Below are 17,780 nucleotides of genomic sequence, written 5' to 3' on the forward strand. Positions count from 1 at the left end.
TGATCGATCAGCTCGATACACTGGCGTCATGACGGATCGAGTGCTCTGGGTGACGGGTGGCGGCAGCGGCATGGGGCAGGCCGTGGCGGTGTCTGCTGCTGAGGCGGGCTGGCGCGTCGCCGTGACGGGGCGACGCCGCGAGGCGCTCTTCGAGACCGTCGAGGCCGTCACCTCCGCCGGCGGTGTGGCCGTCGCCGCGGAGGCCGATGCGACGGACCCCGCTTCGCTCGCCCGAGCCCACGAACGCGTCGTCGCCGAGCTCGGCCCGGTCGACGACCTCGTCACCGCGGCGGGCCTGAACGCGCCTCGGCGCCGGTGGGACGACCAGTCGATGACGGAGTTCGCCGCGATCGTCGACACCAACCTCACCTCGGTCGCCCGGACGATCGATCTCGCACTGCCCACCATCCGTGACGCACAGGGACGGATCATCGTCATCTCCTCCTTCGCCGGTTGGCGCTTCTCGACGAAAGGTGGCGTCGCCTACAGCGCGAGCAAGACCGCGCTCGCCTCGCTCTGCGCGACCCTCAACGAGGAGGAGGGACTCCGCGGCGTCGGCGCCACCCACCTCTGCCCGGGCGACGTCGACACCCCGTTCCTCTCCATGCGGCCGCAGGTGCCGGACGCTGCGGCGCGCGAGACGATGCTGACACCCGAGGACATCGGCCGCGCCGTGCGGTTCATCCTCGACGGCCCGCCACACGTGCGGATCGATGAGCTCGTGATCTCCCCCACCCGTCCGTCAGCACGGGCGTGAGCCGCGCACCGGGGACGTCGGCCTTCGAACGGACGCTCGACCGGATCGGTACCGACATCGTCGACGGCGGACTGCCCGCCGGCACGGTGTGCACGGTGGACGAGCTGGTCGACCGCTCTGGGCACTCGCGGTCCGTGGTCCGGGAGGCGACCCGCGTGCTCTCCGGCATGGGACTCCTCGCCAGCAAGGCGCACGTCGGCCACACCGTGCAGCCGTCGTCGAGCTGGGACTGGTTGCAGCCTCGGGTGCTCCGCTGGGCGTTGGCGAGCGGACGACGGGAGTCCACCCTCCTCGCGATCCGCGAACTCCGCACCGCGACCGAGCCGGAGTCGGCACGGCTCGCGGCCGAGCGACGCAGCGACGACGACGCCCGCGAGCTCCGCTTGACGAGTGAGGCGCTCGGCGCGGCCGCGGTTCGCCAGGATCCGATCGCGTTCCTCGAGGCCGACCTCCTGCTGCATCGCCTCATCCGGCGCGCGGCGGCGAACCCGATCCTCGACCGGGTCGGCGACGCCGTCGACGAGGCCCTCCGGGATCGTGTGGACCAGCTGCCCGGCGACGGCATCGACCACCACGACGCGGCGTTGCACACGGACCTCGCGTCGGCGATCGAGGCGCAGGACGGCGAGCGGGCCGCCGCGACGATGCGCGTGATCATCCTCCGCACGGCCTGACGGCGGCGATGCCCGACCGCCCCTCGCACTCACGGTTCTCGCAGCTTCGTGAAACACGTCCGTCACGCAGGTAACGACCGTGTTGCAGTGCTGGAAAATATTTGCAAGCTTCCTGTACTTATTGAATACTGTTTCCACACCCACTGAAAACAGCAGGGATCGACCGCGGTTTCCCGGTCACTCCGGATCCCGGGCCAACGACGGCCCGGACTCCCGATCCCAGAATCGAGGAGCAGCACCATGCGCAAGCGCACCCTTCCGCTGGCCGTCCTCGCCACCGCGGCACTCGGCCTCACCGCCTGTGCCGGTGGCGGTTCCGGCTCAGGCGACGTCTCGGCAGACGGCCAGACGCTCACCGTCTGGATCATGCAGGGCACCAACCCCGACTCCGAGGCCTTCTTCAAGGAGGTCGGCTCGGCCTTCAAGAAGGAGACCGGCGCCACCCTCAAGGTCGAGTACGTGCAGTGGGCCGACGCCCACGACCGCTTCGTGACGTCGATCGCCGGGAACACCACCCCCGACGTCGCCGAGACGGGCACCACCTGGACGGCCGAGTTCGCCGATGCCGGCGCCCTCGCCCCCATCGGCGACTACGTCGACAAGGCCGGCCTGAAGGACGACCTCGTCAAGGGCCTCGCCGACTCCGGTACGTACGACGGCGAGCTCTACGGCATGCCGTGGTACGCCGGCGTCCGCTCGATCGTCTACCGCACCGACGTCTTCGAGGAGCTCGGCCTCAAGGCGCCGACCACCTGGCAGGAGATCATCGACGCCGGCACCGCGATCAAGGCCGCCAAGCCCGACATGATCCCGTTCCCCGTCCCCGGTGACGCCGAGTTCACGGCGTACCCCTGGGTCTGGGGCGCCGGCGGCGAGGTCTCCGAGCTCGACGGCGACACCTGGAAGTCGGGGCTCGCGAGCGACGACTCACGCAAGGGCATCCAGTTCTGGACCGACCTGGCCACCAAGTACGACCTCTCCTCCTCAGGTGCCACCACCTGGAAGGAGACGGACGTCCTCGACAACTTCGTGCAGGACAAGGTCGCCATGGCGATCATGGGCTCCTGGACCCCGGCGACGATCGTCCAGAAGAACCCGGAGCTCGAGGGCAAGTTCGCCGCCATCCCGATCCCGGGTGAAGACGGCGGCATGTCGCCCTCCGTGCTCGGCGGTTCGCACCTCAGCATGTTCAACACCTCGAAGAACAAGGACCTCGCGTTCCAGTTCATCGAGATGATGACCACCGGCAAGTTCGCCTCCGAGTGGGCCGAGCAGACCGGCTACTTCCCCGGCCAGACCTCGCTCCTCAGTGACTCGACCGAGAGCGACGACCCGCTGGTGAAGCCCTTCGCCGAGCAGTTCGTCGACGGCGGCGCTTCCCTCCCCGTGACCCCGAAGTTCGGTGCGGTGCAGGCGAAGAAGACCACCAACGCGATGATCCAGGCCATCCTCTCCGGAAGCAAGTCGGTCGACCAGGCGACGACCGATGCCGCCAAGGAGATGGACGACATCATGAACGGCAAGTAGCCGATCGTGTCGACCCTCACCCCGCCCACGGTCACCCGCGAAGCCCCCGCTTCGCGGGTGGCCGGGGGCCCCTCCCCCAAGCGGCTGCGCCTCCTGATGCGCACCCGCCCCTGGCTGCTGCTCGCGCCGGCGCTCCTCATCCTCGCCGTGCTCCTCCTCTGGCCGCTCATCCGCGTCGTCCTGTTCTCCCTGCAGGACTACGGCCTGCGCGAGATCGTCAGCGGCGACACCAACTTCAACGGCGGCGCCAACTACGCCGAGGTCTTCGCCGACCCGACCCTCTGGACCGTCGTCCTCCCGAACACCGTCTTCTTCGCCGCGGCCGCCGTCATCGGTACGGTCGTCCTCGGCACCCTCGTCGCCCTGCTCATGGCGAACCTCGGCTCCTTCTGGCGCACCATCGTCGGCAGCGCCATCATGGTCGCCTGGGCGATGCCCGCCGTCACCGGCACCTACGTCTGGGTCTGGATCTTCGACGCCGACCGCGGCATCGTCAACCAGACGCTCATGGGGCTCGGGCTCATGGACGAGCCCTTCAACTGGTTCACGAACCAGTTCACGTTCTACGGCATCGCGCTGCTGAACGTGATCCACCACGGCTTCCCGTTCGTGGCCATCACCGTCCTCGCCGGCCTGCTCGGCGTGTCCAAGGAGATGCTGGAAGCCGCCGAGATGGACGGGGCGGGCGCGTTCCGTCGCTTCTTCCAGATCACCTTCCCGTCGCTGCGCCAGGTGTTCTCGGTCGTGATCATCCTGTCGACCATCTGGGACTTCAAGGTGTTCGCGCAGATCTACCTCATGCCGGGTGGTTCCGGCTCGAACCGCGAGGTGTTGAACCTCGGCGTGTGGTCGTACGTGGAGTCCTTCGGGCAGAACCGCTACGGCTTCGGCTCCGCGATCGCGGTGCTGTTGACGCTCGTCCTGCTCGGCATCACGATCGTCTACATCCGCGCCCTCATGAAGGAGGACGAACTGTGACCACCCACGCTCCCGCCCCCACCGCCGCCCGTCGACAGGCTCAAGGGCCGGGCACCGACCGGTCCACCAAGCCGCAGGTCCCGATGCACCGGAAGGCGAGCGGTCGGAAGATCCGCTCGAACACCGTCAAGGCGATCCTCGTCACCCTCCTGCTCGTGTTCACGCTGTTCCCGGCGTACTGGATGCTGTCGAGCGCGTTCGACGCGCAGGCGTCGAGCGGCGGCCAGTCCTTCTTCCCGAAGGAGTTGTCGTTCACGAACTTCGAGTCGGTGCTGACCGACGGCGGGTTCGCGGTCTTCCTCCGCAACTCCGCGATCGTCGCCGGTGCGACGGTGCTCATCTCCGCCGCCGTCGCGCTCCTGGCGTCGGTCGCGGTCGCCCGCTTCCGGTTCAAGTTCCGCACCGCGGTGCTGCTCATGATCCTCGTCGTGCAGATGGTGCCGCTCGAGGCGCTCGTGATCCCGCTGTTCGTGCAGATCCGCGACCTGCAGCTGCTCAACACGCTGCTCGGGCTCATCATCGTGTACGTCGCGCTCGCACTGCCGTTCGGCATCTGGATGCTGCGCGGCTTCGTCGCGGCGGTGCCCGTGGAGCTCGAAGAGGCGGCGTTCCTCGACGGCGCCAGCTGGTGGCGCATGTTCCGCTCGATCATGCTCCCGCTCGTGGCCCCCGGCCTCGTCGCGACGAGCGTGTTCAGCTTCATCACGGCCTGGAACGAGTTCATCTTCGCGATGACCCTGCTCGGCGGCTCGACGGAGAACTACACGGTGGCCATCGGCCTCAAGCAGTTCTTCGGCCTGAACTCCAACGACTGGGGTTCGGTCATGGCGGCGTCGACCATCATCACGATCCCGGTCATGATCTTCTTCATCCTCGTGCAGCGCCGCCTCTCCGGCGGACTGGTGTCCGGAGCGGTGAAGGGATGATCGACCCCGACGTCGCGCGGCTCGTCCGGGGCGTCCTCTGGCCGGGCTTCCTCGGCCGGACCGCCCCGGACTGGCTGCTGCGCGAGCTGGACGGCGGCCTCGCGGGCGTCGTGTACTTCGGGCAGAACCTCTCCTCGGACCCCGCGGAGGTCGCGGCGCTGTCGGCCGAACTCCGCGAGCATCGGCCCGAGGTCCTCATCGGCGTCGACGAGGAGGGCGGCAACGTCTCCCGCCTCGAGGCGCAGACGGGCTCCACCCTGCCCGGGCATGCGCAGCTCGGTGCACTCGACGACGTCGAGACGACGCGCGCGGTGGGGGCGGCACTCGCCGAGCGACTGCGTGCAGCCGGAGCGAACGTCGCCCTCGCGCCCGTCGCCGATGTGAACACCAACCCAGCGAACCCGGTGATCGGGGTGCGCTCGTTCGGCCCCACCGCCGACCTCGTCTCCCGCCACGTCTCCGCGATGGTCGTCGGTCTGCAGACCGGCGGGGTCGCCGCCTGCGTCAAGCACTACCCCGGACACGGCGACACGGCGAGCGACTCGCACCTGGATCTGCCCCGCATCGACCTGGACCTGGCGGAGCTCGAAGCCGAGCACCTGCCACCGTTCGACGCGGCGATCGCCGCCGGCGTCGCGAGTGTCATGACCGCCCACATCGTCGTCCCGGCGTTCGGTGACGCCCCGGCGACGCTCAACCCGATCCCCCTCCGTCGGCTGCGCGAAAGCGGCTTCGACGGCGTGATCATCTCCGACGCGCTCGACATGGCCGCCATCCGGTCCACCACCGGCTCAGGACGCGGCGCTGTCCTCGCCCTCGAGGCCGGGGTCGACCTGCTCTGCATCGGCAACCCGTCCAACCTCGGGCCGAAGCAGGGCGCGACGACCGACGAGGACGACTACCTCGAGGTGTTCGAGGCGGTCTGCGCCGCCGTCGCCGACGGCGAGCTCGATCGAGCGATCGTCGAGCGCGCGGCCGCCCGTGTGGCGTGGCTCGCGCGGTCCGTCAGCCCTTCCCCGGTCCCTGAGCTTGTCGAAGGGCGCTTCTCCGACGCCATCCGGCGGGTCGTGCGCGTCCGGGGCGAGGTCGCGATCGACGCGTCGGCGATCACCCTCGTCGACCTCCGCGACCGACCGACGTTCGCCGTCGCCTCGGCCCACGATCCGTTCGCCGAGTCACTCGCCGAACGGTTCGACGTCACCCGGCTCACTGCCGGCCCGAGCCTCCGGACACCGGATCCAGACGCCGAGGCTCCCGCCTCCGACGAGCTGACCCTGCTGCTCGCGACGATCCCCGCCGACGACGGGGTCGTCCTCCTCGCGGACCGTCTCGGCGACGACACCCCGCAGCGGCTCGCGGTGGACCGCGTCGCGCTGGTCCGCCCGGACGCCGTCGTCGTGAGCGTCGGACTGCCGCTCGCCGATGACACTGTCCTCCCCCTGCCGGTGATCGACACGCTCGCGGCCTCCCGGGCCTCCGCCGACCGGGTCACCGAACTCCTCGCCGCGGCCTCCATCGCGGCGCCGACGCACCATCTGCACGACCAGCACCACCGGAACGGATCATGAACCACCTCGCAGCACCCGTCCTCGCCATCGATCTCGGGAAGACCTCCTGCCGCGCCCGTATCACGAGCGGATCCGGCGACGACCTGACCGTCCTCGCGGAGGCCCGCGGCCACGGTGCACCGGGCCTCGCCGACCACGAGGGTGCGGAGCTGTCCGCCCGCGCAGTCCTCGAGACGGTCGCGCACCTTCCGGCGGACCTCCTCGCCGAGGTGCAGCACGTCGGGATCGGCGCCGCCGGGGTGGAGGCGGCACCGCACGAGGTCGCCGCGTTCACCGCCGAACTGCGTCTGGCGCTCGGAGCGACGATCGCCGTCGTGAACGACGCCCTGGCAGCCCACGCCGGCGCCTTCGCCGGTGGTCCCGGCACGGTACTCATCGCCGGCACCGGATCCGTCGTGTTCGACGTCGACGCCGACGGCTCCGTGAAGCAGATCGACGGGTGGGGTCCCTGGCTCGGAGACGAGGGCAGCGGTCGATGGATCGGGCAGCAGGGCCTCGAGGCGTGCATGCGTGCCTTCGACGGGCGCGGCCCCGCGACCACGTTGCTCGCCGACGCCGAGGCGCTCATCGGATCGATCCCCGCGCTCCCCCGCTGGGTCTCCAGCACCGGAGCACCGGCCCGCCAACTCGGCACCTTCGCGCCCACGGTCATCATCCGAGCCGAGGAGGGCGACGCCGTCGCCGCGGACATCGTCGACGCCGCCTGCGCCCACCTCGCCATGAGCGCCGCCGCCGCCGGCACGGGCGCCGTGTGCGTCGTCGGCGGGATCGCCTCCCACCCCTACGTCGCCGCACATCTCGCGACGGCCATGCACGAGGTCGGCGTCGACCTCGTCGCACCCCGCGGTGACGCGCTCGACGGAGCCAGACTCGTCGCTCTCGACACCGCGATCTCCTACGACGGAAGGGTCGTGCGCGACGATGTCCACGCAGCCTGAGAGCGCCTCACCACCGGTCCCTGAGCCTGTCGACGGGCCTGGGCCGATCACCGCAGGGCTGACCTCCGACCGCGACACCATCCGCGCGGAGCTCGCCACCCTCTCGACGGAGCAGGTGAACGAGCGACACCCCGACCTCGACGCCCTCTCCACGCGGGAACTCGTCGCCGCGATGAACGAGGACAACCGTTCCGTCCCCGACGCCATTGCGGCCGTGGAACCCGAGATCGCCGAGGCCGTCGAAGCGATCGTCGAGCGCCTCCGCCGGGGCGGACGACTCGTCTACCTGGGCGCCGGGACCGCCGGACGGATGGGCATCCTCGACGCGAGTGAGGCGCCACCCACGTTCGGGACCGACCCCGGCCTCATCGTCGGACTCATCGCGGGTGGTCCGGGCGCCATCCAGCAGGCGGTGGAGAACGCCGAGGACCGCGACGACCTCGGTCGGGCGGATCTGGAGTCGCTGTCGATCACCGCGGACGACGCCGTCGTGGGGGTCTCCGCATCCGGTCGCACGCCCTACGTCCTGGGCGCCCTCGAATACGCGCGCTCGATCGGTGCGATCACCATCGGCCTGTCGTGCAACGCCGGCTCCCCGCTCGCCCGGGACGCGGACATCGGCATCGAGGCGGTCGTCGGTCCGGAGCTCCTCACCGGATCGACCCGGCTGAAGGCGGGGACGGCGCAGAAGCTCGTGCTCAACATGCTGTCGACGATCACGATGGTGCGGCTCGGGAAGACATACCGGAACCTCATGGTCGACCTCCTCACCACGAACGAGAAGCTGCGGGCGCGGGCGGAACGCACGGTCATGCTGGCGACCGACGTCGACGCCGCCACGGCCGCGAAGACGCTCGCATCCGTGGACGGCTGGGTGAAGGCCGCTATCCTCGTCCTCGTGACCGGCATCGCCGCAGATGAAGCAGTCGCCCGCCTCCGTGGTGGCGACGGCTCCCTCAGTGCGGCCATCGCAGCGCACTCCGTCGAAGACCCGACGGGGGCCGCACCGGATGTCCACTGACGCGCTGCTCGTGCTCCGCCAGGCGATCCCTCGTCTGAGCGCCGCCGAGACGCGCGTCGCCGAGACCATCATCGGCACCCCCTCGCTCGTCGTCGAGTTGACCATCACCGAACTCGCGAAGGCGTGCGGCACCTCGCAGGCGACCGTCGCGCGGTTCTGCCAGACCATCGGATACACCGGCTACCGGGAGTTCCGGGTGGCCGTCGCGACCTCCACGAGTCGCGAGCAGGCGGAGCGTGACCGGTTCGAGGTCGACGACGCCGACATCGACCCGGACGACTCGGTGGAGACGGTCGTCGCGAAGGTCGCGTACCAGGAGGTGCAGGCGATCGAGCTCACCGCCCGCTCGCTCGACCGCGACGCCCTGGACGCGGTCGTCGACGCCCTCCTCGTCGCCCCACGGATCGACATCATCGGCTTCGGGTCCTCGAACCTCACGGCGCAGGACCTCCACCAGAAGCTCTACCGGATCGGCATGCCGGCCAACACCTTCGTCGACGCCCACCTCGCACTGCCCTCGGCCGCCCTCCTCGGGCCCGGTGGGGTCGCCATCGGCATCTCGCACTCCGGGCTCACGGTCGAGACCGAGCAGGCGATGCAGCTCGCGCGGGCCGCCGGCGCGACGACCGTGTGCATCACGAACTTCCCCGACTCCCCCATCGCCAGCCGGTGCGACCTCGTCCTCGCGACGCAGGCGAGGGAGAGCCGATACCGCTCGGGTGCGATGTCCTCGCGCATCGCCCAGCTCGCGCTCGTCGACCTGCTCTTCATCCGCGTCGCCCAGCGTCGCTACGACGCCGCGGCGGAGTCGCTCCGCGTCACCTACGAGTCGATCCAGGACCACCGCATCGACACCTGAGTTCGGAGATCACGGCAGCAGCGAGACGCCCGCGTGCTCGGCGAGGGCGAGCAGCAGCTCGTCCTGGAACGCCTCGTCGCGGACCGCGCGGTGCGGCTCCTCGCGTCGCTGGTGGTGCCAGTAGCCGGAGGTGTCTGCGCCGCGCCCTTCGGCGAGCGCCACCTGGGTCCGGTGCCCGAGTTCCAGGTCGTCGGGCGCGTTCGGGCCGCCCATCCGTGTCGGGACCCACCCCGGGTCGACCGCGTTGCTGAACACCCCGGGACGCACTCGCGCGATGGCCGCCGCGAGGACGGTCACGAGGAGTTTGCTGTCGGAGTAGCTCGCCGTCCTCGTCGAACCCGACCAGTCGAGACCGTCGAGCGTCGCGGTGCCGCCGCGGTGCATGCTGCTGCTGAGGAACACGAGTCGCCGCGCGGGGACCAGGGCGCTCAGCAGGTAGGGCGCGACCACGTTGACCGGCAGGACGGCCGCTCCGTCCAGGACGCCGGCGTTGTGGATGATCGCGTCCACGGGACCGGCTGCGGCGACCTGCTCCGCGAGCTCATGGACGCCGTCGAGGGTGGCGAGGTCACCGGTGACGAGGTGCGCGGAGGGCTCGTCGAGCAGCCGGACGCCGTCGGCGCGGGCGATGCTCCGTACGTGGACGAGCACCTCGTGCCCGTGCTCGACCAGCTCGGTCGCGGCGCCGAGCCCCAGGCCGACGGCGGCACCGGTCACCAGGATGCGCGGCATCAGCGACCCCCTGCCCGTCCGGCCTCGCTGGTGTCGGGCTGGTTCGTGACCGCCGCAGCGTCACCCTGCTCAGCCTCCCGCTGGGACGCCGCCCAGTTCGCGAGCAACTGCAGTCGCTCGGCGGACGGCGAGCCGGGCTGCGCCGTGTAGACGAGCACGACGTGACCGGGGTCGGCCGTGATCGCGAGCTCCTCGTAGGCGAAGGTCATCTCGCCGACGATCGGGTGGTTGAACCGCTTCGTTCCCGTGCCGTGGGTGCGCACGTTGTGCGCTCCCCAGAGCGTGCGGAAGGCGTCACTCCGGGTCGACAGCTCACCGACGAGGTCGTGCAGTCCCTTGTCGTGCGGGTCCCGGCCCGCCTCGGCACGCATGACCGAGACGCACATCTCGGCGAAGACGTCCCAGTCGGGGTAGAAGTCCCGGGAGGCCGGGTCGAGGAACTGGAACCGCGCGAGGTTCGGCGTGCGCCCGCCGTCGCCGATGACGGGCGAGTAGAACGCGCGCCCGAGCTCGTTGGTCGCGAGCAGGTCCTGGTGGGTGTTGCGGACGAAGGCGATGCCGTCGGTGATCGCGTCGAGCATCCAGTGCAGGCTCGGCCGGGTCGCGGGGTTCTTGGCCGCCCGGCGACGCGGCCGACCGGAGAGCGGGACACCGTCGGCCGCGCGGGCGAGGTCGAACAGGTGGGTGCGTTCCGCCTCGTCGAGCTGCAGCGCACGGGCGATGGCGTCGAGGACGGTCGACGATGCTCCGGCGATCGCCCCGCGCTCCAGCTTCGCGTAGTACTCGACACTGACCCCGGCGAGCGCCGCCACCTCGGATCGCCGCAGCCCGGCCACCCGTCGGTTGGGGCCCGCGGTGAGGCCGGCGAGTTCCGGGGTCAGCCGTGCCCGACGCGTCATGAGGAACTCGCGTACGTCTGCTCGATCGTCCATGCCTCCGACGATACGTCGTCGAGGCGAGCCGACAGGTGCCCTCTCAGTACACCTCTCAGGCGGGACTCCCTCCCGCGTTGCCCGAGGCGTTGACTGGTCGCCTGCACCACCCGACAGAAGGAGCACACATGCGCGCAGTCGTCATGCACTCGCCCGGCGACGTCCGGGTCGAGGACCGTCCGAACCCCACCATCGTCGACCCGACCGACGCCGTCGTCCGGCTCACGGCGACCTGCATCTGCGGGTCCGACCTGTGGCCGTACCGCGGCGTCGAGCCCGTCGACCACACGAACATGGGGCACGAGTACGTCGGCGTCGTCGAGCAGGTCGGCGAGGACGTGCGGACGGTCGCCGTCGGCGACTTCGTCGTGGGCTCCTTCGTGACCTCCGACAACACCTGTGAGATCTGTCACGCGGGGTACCAGTCGAAGTGCGTGCACGCCGAGTTCGTGTCGGTCGCCGCGGGCACGCAGGCTCAGCTCGCACGCATCCCCCACGCCGACGGCACACTCGTGGCGACCCCCGGGCAGCCGGACGCGGAGCTCATCCCCTCGCTGCTCGCCGCGTCCGACGTGCTCGGGACGGGCTGGTTCGCCGCGGTCGCCGCCGAGGTGGGGCCGGGGAAGACGGTCGTGGTCGTCGGTGACGGGGCCGTCGGGCTCATGGGCGTCCTCGCGGCCCGGGAGCTCGGGGCGGAACGCATCATCGCGATGTCGCGTCACGCCGACCGGCAGGCGCTCGCCCGTGAGTTCGGTGCGACCGACATCGTCGAGGAGCGCGGCGCCGAGGGTGTCGCACGGATCAAGGAGCTGACCGGCGGTCTCGGCGCGCACAGCGTCATCGAGGCGGTCGGCACCGAGGAGTCCATGCTGCAGGCGATCCGCTCCACTCGCGGTGGCGGCCACGTCGGCTTCGTCGGCGTCGCCCACGAGGGTGTCTCGCTGCCGCTCGACGAGCTCTTCTTCGCCGAGGTGCACCTGCACGGTGGGCCGGCGCCGGTGCGACGGTTCCTCCCCGAGCTCATCCGAATGATCTGGGATCGGAGGATCGACCCGGGGAAGGTCTTCGACCTCACGCTGCCGCTCGAGGACGCGGCCGAGGGCTACCTGGCCATGGACGAGCGCCGTGCGATCAAGGTGCTGTTGACGCTGTGAGCCCCGCGGCACCGATCACTTCGACGCCGGACGCGCCGGTCGGGGCGTCGACCCTCCCCGTAGCCGGGACGCCCACCCGGATGCCCTGGTTCGCACTGGCGGCCCTCGCCGCGATGGGGTTCGTCCTCGTGGCCGCGGAGACGATGCCGGCCGGGCTCCTCCCGGTCATCGCCCGGGATCTCGACACGAGCGAGGGCCTGATCGGTCAGTTCATCAGTGTGTGGGCGCTCGGGACCGTGATCGTGACGGTCCCGGCGCTCGCCCTCACCCGTGGCATGCGTCGCAAGCCACTCCTCCTCGGCGCGATCGTCGGGCTGATCCTCGCGAACACCGCGACCGCGGTCGCGGGGGACGTCGTCGTCGCGCTGGTGTCGCGGTTCGTCGCCGGTGCGTTCTGCGGGGTGATCTGGGGCATGCTCGCCGCCTACGGGCGTCGCATCAGCCCGCCCGACCGTGGAGGCCTCGCACTGTCGATCGTGTCCGTCGGAGCGCCCGCCGGGTTGGCGCTCGGGACACCGCTCGGCGCCTGGCTGGGCACCGCGTTCGACTGGCGCTGGGCGTTCGGAGGACTCACGGTGCTCGCGCTCGTCGTGCTCGTGTCCATCGCTGTGTTCGTACCCGACGCGGCAGGGCAGCCTCGCTCGGCACGGCTCCCGCTTCGGCGGGTGCTCGTCCTGCCCGGTGTCGCGGTCGTCCTGGCGGTGATCGTCGTCTGGATGCTGGCTCACAACACCGTCTACACCTACATCTCGCCGTTCCTTCGGGCTTCGGGCACGGGGCTCGGGGCCGATCTCGTGCTGCTCGTCTACGGCGTCGCGTCCATCGCGGGCATCGGTCTCACGGCGGCGCTCATCGACCGGGCTCCGCGCGCGCTGCTCCACGTGAGCGTCGCGACGTTCGTCGTGGCGGGCGCGCTACTCCTGCTCGGCCACGCGTCGATCGTCGCCGTCCTCATTGCGACTGTCCTGTGGGGGCTGGCGTTCGGTGGCTCCTCCGCCCAGCTGCAGTCGGCACTCACCCGATCGGGACGCGAGCACTCGGACGTCGCGAACTCCTTCCTGCCCGTCGCGTTCAATCTCGCGATCTTCGCCGGCGGTGTCCTCGGGGCTCTCCTCCTCGGCACCTTCGACGGGCTGATCCTCCCGGTCGTCATGATCGCCCTCGGACTCGCTGCGCTGCTGCTCACGGCCGTGGGACGCCGCTCGGCCTTCACCGCGGGGTGACGCGGAGGCCGAGCCGATGGCGGCGGTCGCGTGAGACCATCGGGCATGGCTTCCATGGACGACGCACCGCGGATCGGGGACCTCGAGGTCGACCGGGACGCACTCACCGGCGACGGCACGACACTCTCGGAGCTGGCGGACGAACTGGCCTGTGGCGTCGACGAGACCACCGCCGGGTCACCGTCGGCTGGTTGGCGGGTGCTCCGCCGGCTGGAAAGCGGTGCGGTGTACCTCGGTTCGCCGGTCGACGCGGACCACCGGACCTGGCGCGTGGCACAGCTGCATCCGGGAGAGCAGCCTCCGGTGGTGCGCGTGCACCCGGACACGTTGGTCGTGCGCCCGAGCCGGGCCGAGCGCCGACAGGGCTTGGTGCTCCGCTGGCCGTCGTTCGTGGAGGAGCAGCACGATCCGAGCGAGCTGGCGATCGACATCGTCAACGCGGGCACCACCAGATGGACGCCCGAGAACGAGGGATTCCGTGCCGTCGGGGCGCTTACCGCGCCAGGCGGAACCGAGTTCTCCTTCGGCTGGGTCAGTTCCGCAGCGGATCGTGCCGTCCCGCTCGACCCCGGGGAGTACGCCCGAGTCCCGGTGCAACTCCAGCTGCAGTCCGACCCCACCTCACTGGAGCCCGGCCCCTACGACCTCCACGTCGTGGTCGTCGAACTCGGGCTTCGTCTCGCCGAGCCGCTCCTGGTCGAGCTGACCGCTGAGCTGGTCGCGCGTCAGGTAGCCAAGCAGAACCGCCACCGGGCCGACCCCGCGGGCGAGCGCCGAGCCTTCGATCGACAGATCGAAGCAGAGCAGTTGCGAGTCGGCGCCCGCCGGTCCTGGCCCGAGATCGCCGAGGTGGTCCGGAGCGCGGTGTCGGACGACGAGGCGTTGGAGCGCATCGCGGCAGTGCTCGGGACCACGACGGAGCAGGCGGCATCGGTCTACGACGCATCGCTCCGCGCGATGGTCAGGGCGGACGCCGACCGCCGTGACGAGCGACTGCAGGAACTCATCCGACAACGCCACGCCCTCGGGTGACGGCCCACCCACCGAGAGTGCAGAAGATGTCCGCTCAGGCCTCGTTTGAGAGCGTCTTGCGCACTCTCGGTGAGCGCATCAGCGCTCGCGCTCGCTCAGCCGGGCCGGATACGCTGGCGGGCGGGGCGAGACGACCGCTCGACCCACGAGGGGATGCCGGATGCTGACTGACGCACTCACCATCGTCCTGGCGGTCGTGTCGGCACTGCTCCTCGGATTCGCCGCGCGGCGGGTGCTCGACGCCCCGGTCGGATGGCCGCGCAGCATCCTCGTCGGGCTCGTCGTGTTCGTCACCGGCCCACCGTTCGTGAACTGGCTGCTGCAACAGACCGGCCTGGTCCAGCCTGGTGAGGCCGGAGATGCTCGAGCGGCCTTCGCAGCGATCGCCGTGGCGCTCCTCGCGATCGGTTGGATCTTCGCGCTCGGCCTCGGTGTCCTCGTCGCCATCGAGGTCATCATCCCGACCCGGCCGCTGATGAACCCGATCGACGTCGTCCGCTCGGCGATCAAACGACGGCGACGGACGAGGCGATACCTGCAGATCCTCACCATCGCGTCACGGCACGGCGCGGGCTGGCTCGTGCACGGCCGATCCCGCGTCCAACTCGAACTCACCACGAGTGAGCAGCGCGCCAACGCGATCATCGCAACGATCAACGACTCGGGCGTCACCTTCGTGAAGCTCGGACAGGTGCTCTCGACGAGACGCGACCTGGTGCCCGAGCCGTACCTCAGTGCCCTCGCGTCGCTGCAGTCCGAAGCGACCACGCTGCCCTGGCACGAGGTCCAGGTCGTCATCGAGACGGAACTCGGTGCTCCCATCGACACCGTGTTCGCGTCGATCGACTCCGAACCGCTCGCGGCCGCGTCCGTCGCGCAGGTGCACACCGCCGAGCTGCTCGACGGTACCCCCGTGGTCGTGAAGGTCCAGCGACCGGCCGCTCGGGTGCAGGTCGAGGCCGACGCCGACATCGTCGTCCGCCTCGCCGAGCGCGCTGAGACGCACACCAAGTTCGGGCAGGACCTCCGCCTCGCGTCCGTCGCGCGCGCCTTCACCTCGACGCTGCTCGAAGAGCTCGACTACCGGATCGAAGCCCGCAACGTGGAGATGATCCGCAGCACCTTGAAGCGTCGCGAGGAGCGCGACGAGGGCGTCCGGATCACGGTGCCGCGCGTCTATCCGGCGGCCTCCGGCGCCCGCCTGCTCACCATGGACCTCGTCGACGGGTTGCCGCTCAGTCGAGCGCGGGACCGGATCGCGACCATCCCCAAGGAGGAACGCGAGACCCTCGCGACCGGCCTCATGGAGGTCGTGCTCGAACAGATCCTCGTGCACGGGGTCTTCCACGCCGACCTCCACCCGGGCAACGTCATCCTCCGCGAGGACGGGTCGCTCGGGCTGATCGACTTCGGGGCCGTCGGCGTCATCGAGCGCAGCCAGCGGCAGCGGCTCACCGCGGTGATGCTCGCGACCGTCAGCGAGGACGACATCGCGGCGACCGACGCCCTCCTGCTCATCGTCGACCTGCCTGAGGACGCCGACCTCGACGCCCTCCGCCACGACGTGGGCATCGTCATCACGACCGAGCGCCACCGCCCCGGTGGCGACGGCTCGATCTTCAGCCGACTCCTCGACGTCATCCGGCAGCACCACATCGCGCTCCCCGGCGACCTCGCCGCCGCGTTCCGCAGTTTCGCGACCCTCGAAGGGTGCCTCAAAGCGCTCGACCCCGACTTCGACATGTTCGAACAGGCCCTCCCGATGGTCCCGCGGCTCCTCCGCCGCTCGCAGTCCATCCGGCAGACGGCGGTCACCCTGCAGGCGCAGGCCGCCGTCACCGCCGCGTTGGCCCGCAACCTCCCACGTCGACTGGACTCGCTGCTGTCCGGACTCGAGGACGGGACCGTCGGCGTGACGCTGAAGGGCTTCGCCGACGAACCGGCGAAGGGGCTCGTGGAAGGCGTGACCGCTGAGATCGTCGGAACCCTGATCTCGATCGCCGCCCTGGTGATCGCCGTGGTCCTCGTCGTCACCGGTGCCGGCCCGGTCCTCCCCGGCGGCCTACGGGTGTTCGATCTCATCGCGGCGTTCATCGGGTTCCTCGGCTTCCTGGGGCTGCTGCGCGTCCTGCGGCAGACCGTCGTCCGCAGGGGTCGGTGACCGGAGCACCCCACTGTTCACCTGACGGCGCTACCGTGATCGGGTGAGCGACCCCCGACTGCAGCGACGCCTGGGCACGAGCGCCGCGGTGTTCATCGGCCTGGGCTCGATGATGGGCGCCGGGGTCTTCGCGGTGTTCCAGCCGGCGGCGCAGGTCGCCGGCGCGGGACTCCTCATCGGGCTCGTGATCGCCGCGGTCGTCGCCTGCTGCAACGCGATGTCCTCCGCGCAACTCGCCGCGCAACTCCCCTCGGCTGGCGGCACCTACCTCTACGGCCGCGAACTCATCGGGCCGTGGTGGGGCTTCGCCGCCGGATGGAGCTTCGTGGTGGGCAAGACCGCGAGCGCCGCAGCCATGGCGGTCGCCTTCGCGGCGTATGCGGCACCGGCCGAGTGGAGTCGTCCGGTCGCCGCGGTCGCGGTCGCCGCGGTGGTCGTGACCAACTGCCTCGGGGTCACCCGCACCGCGACCGCGACCCGGGTGATCGTGGTGGCCGTCCTCCTGGTGCTCGCCGTGGTCGTCGGTTCAGGCATCGTCGGGCCGGAGGCCGGTTCGACGGGGGTCGCGTCGCTCGGGTTCGACGCCAGCCCGCTCGCCGTGCTGCAGTCGGCGGGGCTGCTGTTCTTCGCCTTCGCCGGGTACGCGCGGATCGCGACCCTGGGCGAGGAGGTCCGCGACCCGGCCAAGACGATCCCCCGCGCCATCGGGATCGCCTTCGTCGTCGCCGTGGTCGTCTACGTGGCCGTCGCCGTCGTGTCGTTGCTCACGCTCGGCGCGGACGGCCTCGCGTCCAGTGCGCGACCGTTGGCCGCGGTGGTGGAGACGAACGGGTGGCCGTGGGCTGCGACGCTGGTGCGACTCGGTGCGGCGGCGGCCTGTCTGGGGGCGCTCCTCGCGGTGTTCGCGGGCATCGGCCGGACCGCCTTCGCGATGGCGAGGACCGGCGACCTGCCGCGCGCCCTCGACGCGGTGCACCCGCGCTTCGCGACCCCCTACCGCGCGGAACTGCTCGTCGGGGCGGTCGTCATCGTCCTCGTCCTGCTCGTCGACCTCCGGAGCGCGATCGGGTTCTCCTCGTTCGGCGTCCTGCTCTACTACGTGGTCGCCAACGTCGCGGCGTACCGCCAGACGCGCGAGCACCGACGGTACCCGCGGGCGGTGAGCGTGTTCGGAGCCGTCGGTTGCGTGGTCCTCATGTTCACGCTGCCGCCGACGTCGGTCATCGTGGGCACGGTGGTCGTGCTCCTCGGGTTCGCCGGGCGGGCGATGCTGGCACCTCGACAGGCTCGGTGACCGA

General features: G+C 70.7%; 16 protein-coding genes. 14 read left to right on the top strand and 2 right to left on the bottom strand.

The genetic code is table 11. The annotated features are described in order from the left end of the window. Positions 1-28: 28 nt before the first annotated feature. The 9 genes from EAO79_RS02470 to EAO79_RS02510 all read left to right on the top strand — a co-directional run bounded on the left by EAO79_RS02470 (position 29) and on the right by EAO79_RS02510 (position 9,248). Positions 29-757, top strand: a complete 729-nt coding sequence (locus tag EAO79_RS02470) for an SDR family oxidoreductase (protein WP_124767660.1) — start codon at positions 29-31, stop codon at positions 755-757. Continuing rightward, positions 754-1,431 (top strand): FadR/GntR family transcriptional regulator, encoded by a 678-nt coding sequence (locus tag EAO79_RS02475; protein ID WP_124767661.1) that lies wholly within the window; start codon positions 754-756, stop codon positions 1,429-1,431. The genes EAO79_RS02470 and EAO79_RS02475 overlap by 4 nt, the downstream gene beginning before the upstream one ends. Positions 1,432-1,671: 240 nt before the next feature. Then, positions 1,672-2,958: a sugar ABC transporter substrate-binding protein gene (locus EAO79_RS02480; protein ID WP_064294926.1), complete on the top strand. Its 1,287-nt coding sequence runs from the start codon at positions 1,672-1,674 to the stop codon at positions 2,956-2,958. 6 nt (positions 2,959-2,964) lie between these two features. Next, positions 2,965-3,936, top strand: coding sequence for a carbohydrate ABC transporter permease (locus EAO79_RS02485; protein ID WP_370282131.1), 972 nt, complete (start codon positions 2,965-2,967; stop codon positions 3,934-3,936). Between the two features lie 83 nt (positions 3,937-4,019). Further along, positions 4,020-4,862 carry a carbohydrate ABC transporter permease gene (locus tag EAO79_RS02490; protein ID WP_079706980.1) on the top strand — a complete coding sequence of 281 codons (843 nt, stop codon included), beginning with the start codon at positions 4,020-4,022 and terminating at the stop codon, positions 4,860-4,862. Next, the gene (locus EAO79_RS19155) at positions 4,859-6,430 is read left to right on the top strand and encodes a glycoside hydrolase family 3 protein (protein WP_206428266.1); all 1,572 of its coding nucleotides are present in this window, start codon (positions 4,859-4,861) and stop codon (positions 6,428-6,430) included. The genes EAO79_RS02490 and EAO79_RS19155 overlap by 4 nt, the downstream gene beginning before the upstream one ends. Next, positions 6,427-7,368 (top strand): N-acetylglucosamine kinase, encoded by a 942-nt coding sequence (locus EAO79_RS02500; RefSeq protein WP_124767662.1) that lies wholly within the window; start codon positions 6,427-6,429, stop codon positions 7,366-7,368. Before EAO79_RS19155 ends, EAO79_RS02500 begins: the two co-directional genes overlap by 4 nt. After that, entirely contained in the window at positions 7,352-8,389 is a 1,038-nt protein-coding gene (murQ, locus tag EAO79_RS02505) for an N-acetylmuramic acid 6-phosphate etherase (protein ID WP_124767663.1), read from the top strand. The genes EAO79_RS02500 and murQ overlap by 17 nt, the downstream gene beginning before the upstream one ends. Next, the gene (locus EAO79_RS02510) at positions 8,379-9,248 is read left to right on the top strand and encodes a MurR/RpiR family transcriptional regulator (RefSeq protein WP_085514317.1); all 870 of its coding nucleotides are present in this window, start codon (positions 8,379-8,381) and stop codon (positions 9,246-9,248) included. The genes murQ and EAO79_RS02510 overlap by 11 nt, the downstream gene beginning before the upstream one ends. A 9-nt stretch (positions 9,249-9,257) precedes the next feature. Here the strand turns inward: EAO79_RS02510 and EAO79_RS02515 are convergent, their stop codons facing one another. Both EAO79_RS02515 and EAO79_RS02520 read right to left on the bottom strand, forming a co-directional pair. Further along, the gene (locus EAO79_RS02515) at positions 9,258-9,980 is read right to left on the bottom strand and encodes an SDR family NAD(P)-dependent oxidoreductase (protein WP_124767664.1); all 723 of its coding nucleotides are present in this window, start codon (positions 9,978-9,980) and stop codon (positions 9,258-9,260) included. Beyond that, complete coding sequence (locus EAO79_RS02520; protein ID WP_124767665.1) at positions 9,980-10,912, bottom strand: helix-turn-helix domain-containing protein; 933 nt, start codon at positions 10,910-10,912, stop codon at positions 9,980-9,982. Before EAO79_RS02520 ends, EAO79_RS02515 begins: the two co-directional genes overlap by 1 nt. Positions 10,913-11,040: 128 nt before the next feature. Between EAO79_RS02520 and EAO79_RS02525 the strand changes: the two genes are divergently transcribed. The 5 genes from EAO79_RS02525 (at position 11,041) to EAO79_RS02545 (ending at position 17,776) form a co-directional block, all read left to right on the top strand. Further along, complete coding sequence (locus EAO79_RS02525) at positions 11,041-12,066, top strand: zinc-dependent alcohol dehydrogenase family protein (protein ID WP_206428267.1); 1,026 nt, start codon at positions 11,041-11,043, stop codon at positions 12,064-12,066. 80 nt (positions 12,067-12,146) lie between these two features. Beyond that, positions 12,147-13,289, top strand: a complete 1,143-nt coding sequence (locus EAO79_RS02530) for an MFS transporter (RefSeq protein ID WP_124767666.1) — start codon at positions 12,147-12,149, stop codon at positions 13,287-13,289. Positions 13,290-13,334: 45 nt separating this feature from the next. Next, the gene (locus EAO79_RS02535; protein ID WP_124767667.1) at positions 13,335-14,321 is read left to right on the top strand and encodes a hypothetical protein; all 987 of its coding nucleotides are present in this window, start codon (positions 13,335-13,337) and stop codon (positions 14,319-14,321) included. Positions 14,322-14,481: 160 nt separating this feature from the next. Next, positions 14,482-16,482, top strand: coding sequence for an AarF/ABC1/UbiB kinase family protein (locus tag EAO79_RS02540; protein WP_124767668.1), 2,001 nt, complete (start codon positions 14,482-14,484; stop codon positions 16,480-16,482). Between the two features lie 43 nt (positions 16,483-16,525). Further along, positions 16,526-17,776, top strand: coding sequence for an APC family permease (locus EAO79_RS02545; protein WP_124767669.1), 1,251 nt, complete (start codon positions 16,526-16,528; stop codon positions 17,774-17,776). The last annotated feature ends 4 nt before the right edge of the window (positions 17,777-17,780 follow it).

The sequence above is a fragment of the Plantibacter sp. PA-3-X8 genome (genome assembly GCF_003856975.1).
Lineage (GTDB): Bacteria > Actinomycetota > Actinomycetes > Actinomycetales > Microbacteriaceae > Plantibacter > Plantibacter auratus.

Bases quoted from the DNA above. Each gene is read 5' to 3' on its own strand.
- EAO79_RS02470 (WP_124767660.1), top strand. From the start codon at position 29: ATGACGGATCGAGTGCTCTGGGTGACGGGTGGCGGCAGCGGCATGGGG.
- EAO79_RS02480 (WP_064294926.1), top strand. From the start codon at position 1,672: ATGCGCAAGCGCACCCTTCCGCTGGCCGTCCTCGCCACCGCGGCACTC.
- EAO79_RS02490 (WP_079706980.1), top strand. From the start codon at position 4,020: ATGCACCGGAAGGCGAGCGGTCGGAAGATCCGCTCGAACACCGTCAAG.
- EAO79_RS19155 (WP_206428266.1), top strand. From the start codon at position 4,859: ATGATCGACCCCGACGTCGCGCGGCTCGTCCGGGGCGTCCTCTGGCCG.
- EAO79_RS02500 (WP_124767662.1), top strand. From the start codon at position 6,427: ATGAACCACCTCGCAGCACCCGTCCTCGCCATCGATCTCGGGAAGACC.
- murQ (WP_124767663.1), top strand. From the start codon at position 7,352: ATGTCCACGCAGCCTGAGAGCGCCTCACCACCGGTCCCTGAGCCTGTC.
- EAO79_RS02510 (WP_085514317.1), top strand. From the start codon at position 8,379: ATGTCCACTGACGCGCTGCTCGTGCTCCGCCAGGCGATCCCTCGTCTG.
- EAO79_RS02515 (WP_124767664.1), bottom strand. From the start codon at position 9,980: ATGCCGCGCATCCTGGTGACCGGTGCCGCCGTCGGCCTGGGGCTCGGC.
- EAO79_RS02520 (WP_124767665.1), bottom strand. From the start codon at position 10,912: ATGGACGATCGAGCAGACGTACGCGAGTTCCTCATGACGCGTCGGGCA.
- EAO79_RS02525 (WP_206428267.1), top strand. From the start codon at position 11,041: ATGCGCGCAGTCGTCATGCACTCGCCCGGCGACGTCCGGGTCGAGGAC.
- EAO79_RS02530 (WP_124767666.1), top strand. From the start codon at position 12,147: ATGCCCTGGTTCGCACTGGCGGCCCTCGCCGCGATGGGGTTCGTCCTC.
- EAO79_RS02535 (WP_124767667.1), top strand. From the start codon at position 13,335: ATGGCTTCCATGGACGACGCACCGCGGATCGGGGACCTCGAGGTCGAC.
- EAO79_RS02540 (WP_124767668.1), top strand. From the start codon at position 14,482: ATGCTGACTGACGCACTCACCATCGTCCTGGCGGTCGTGTCGGCACTG.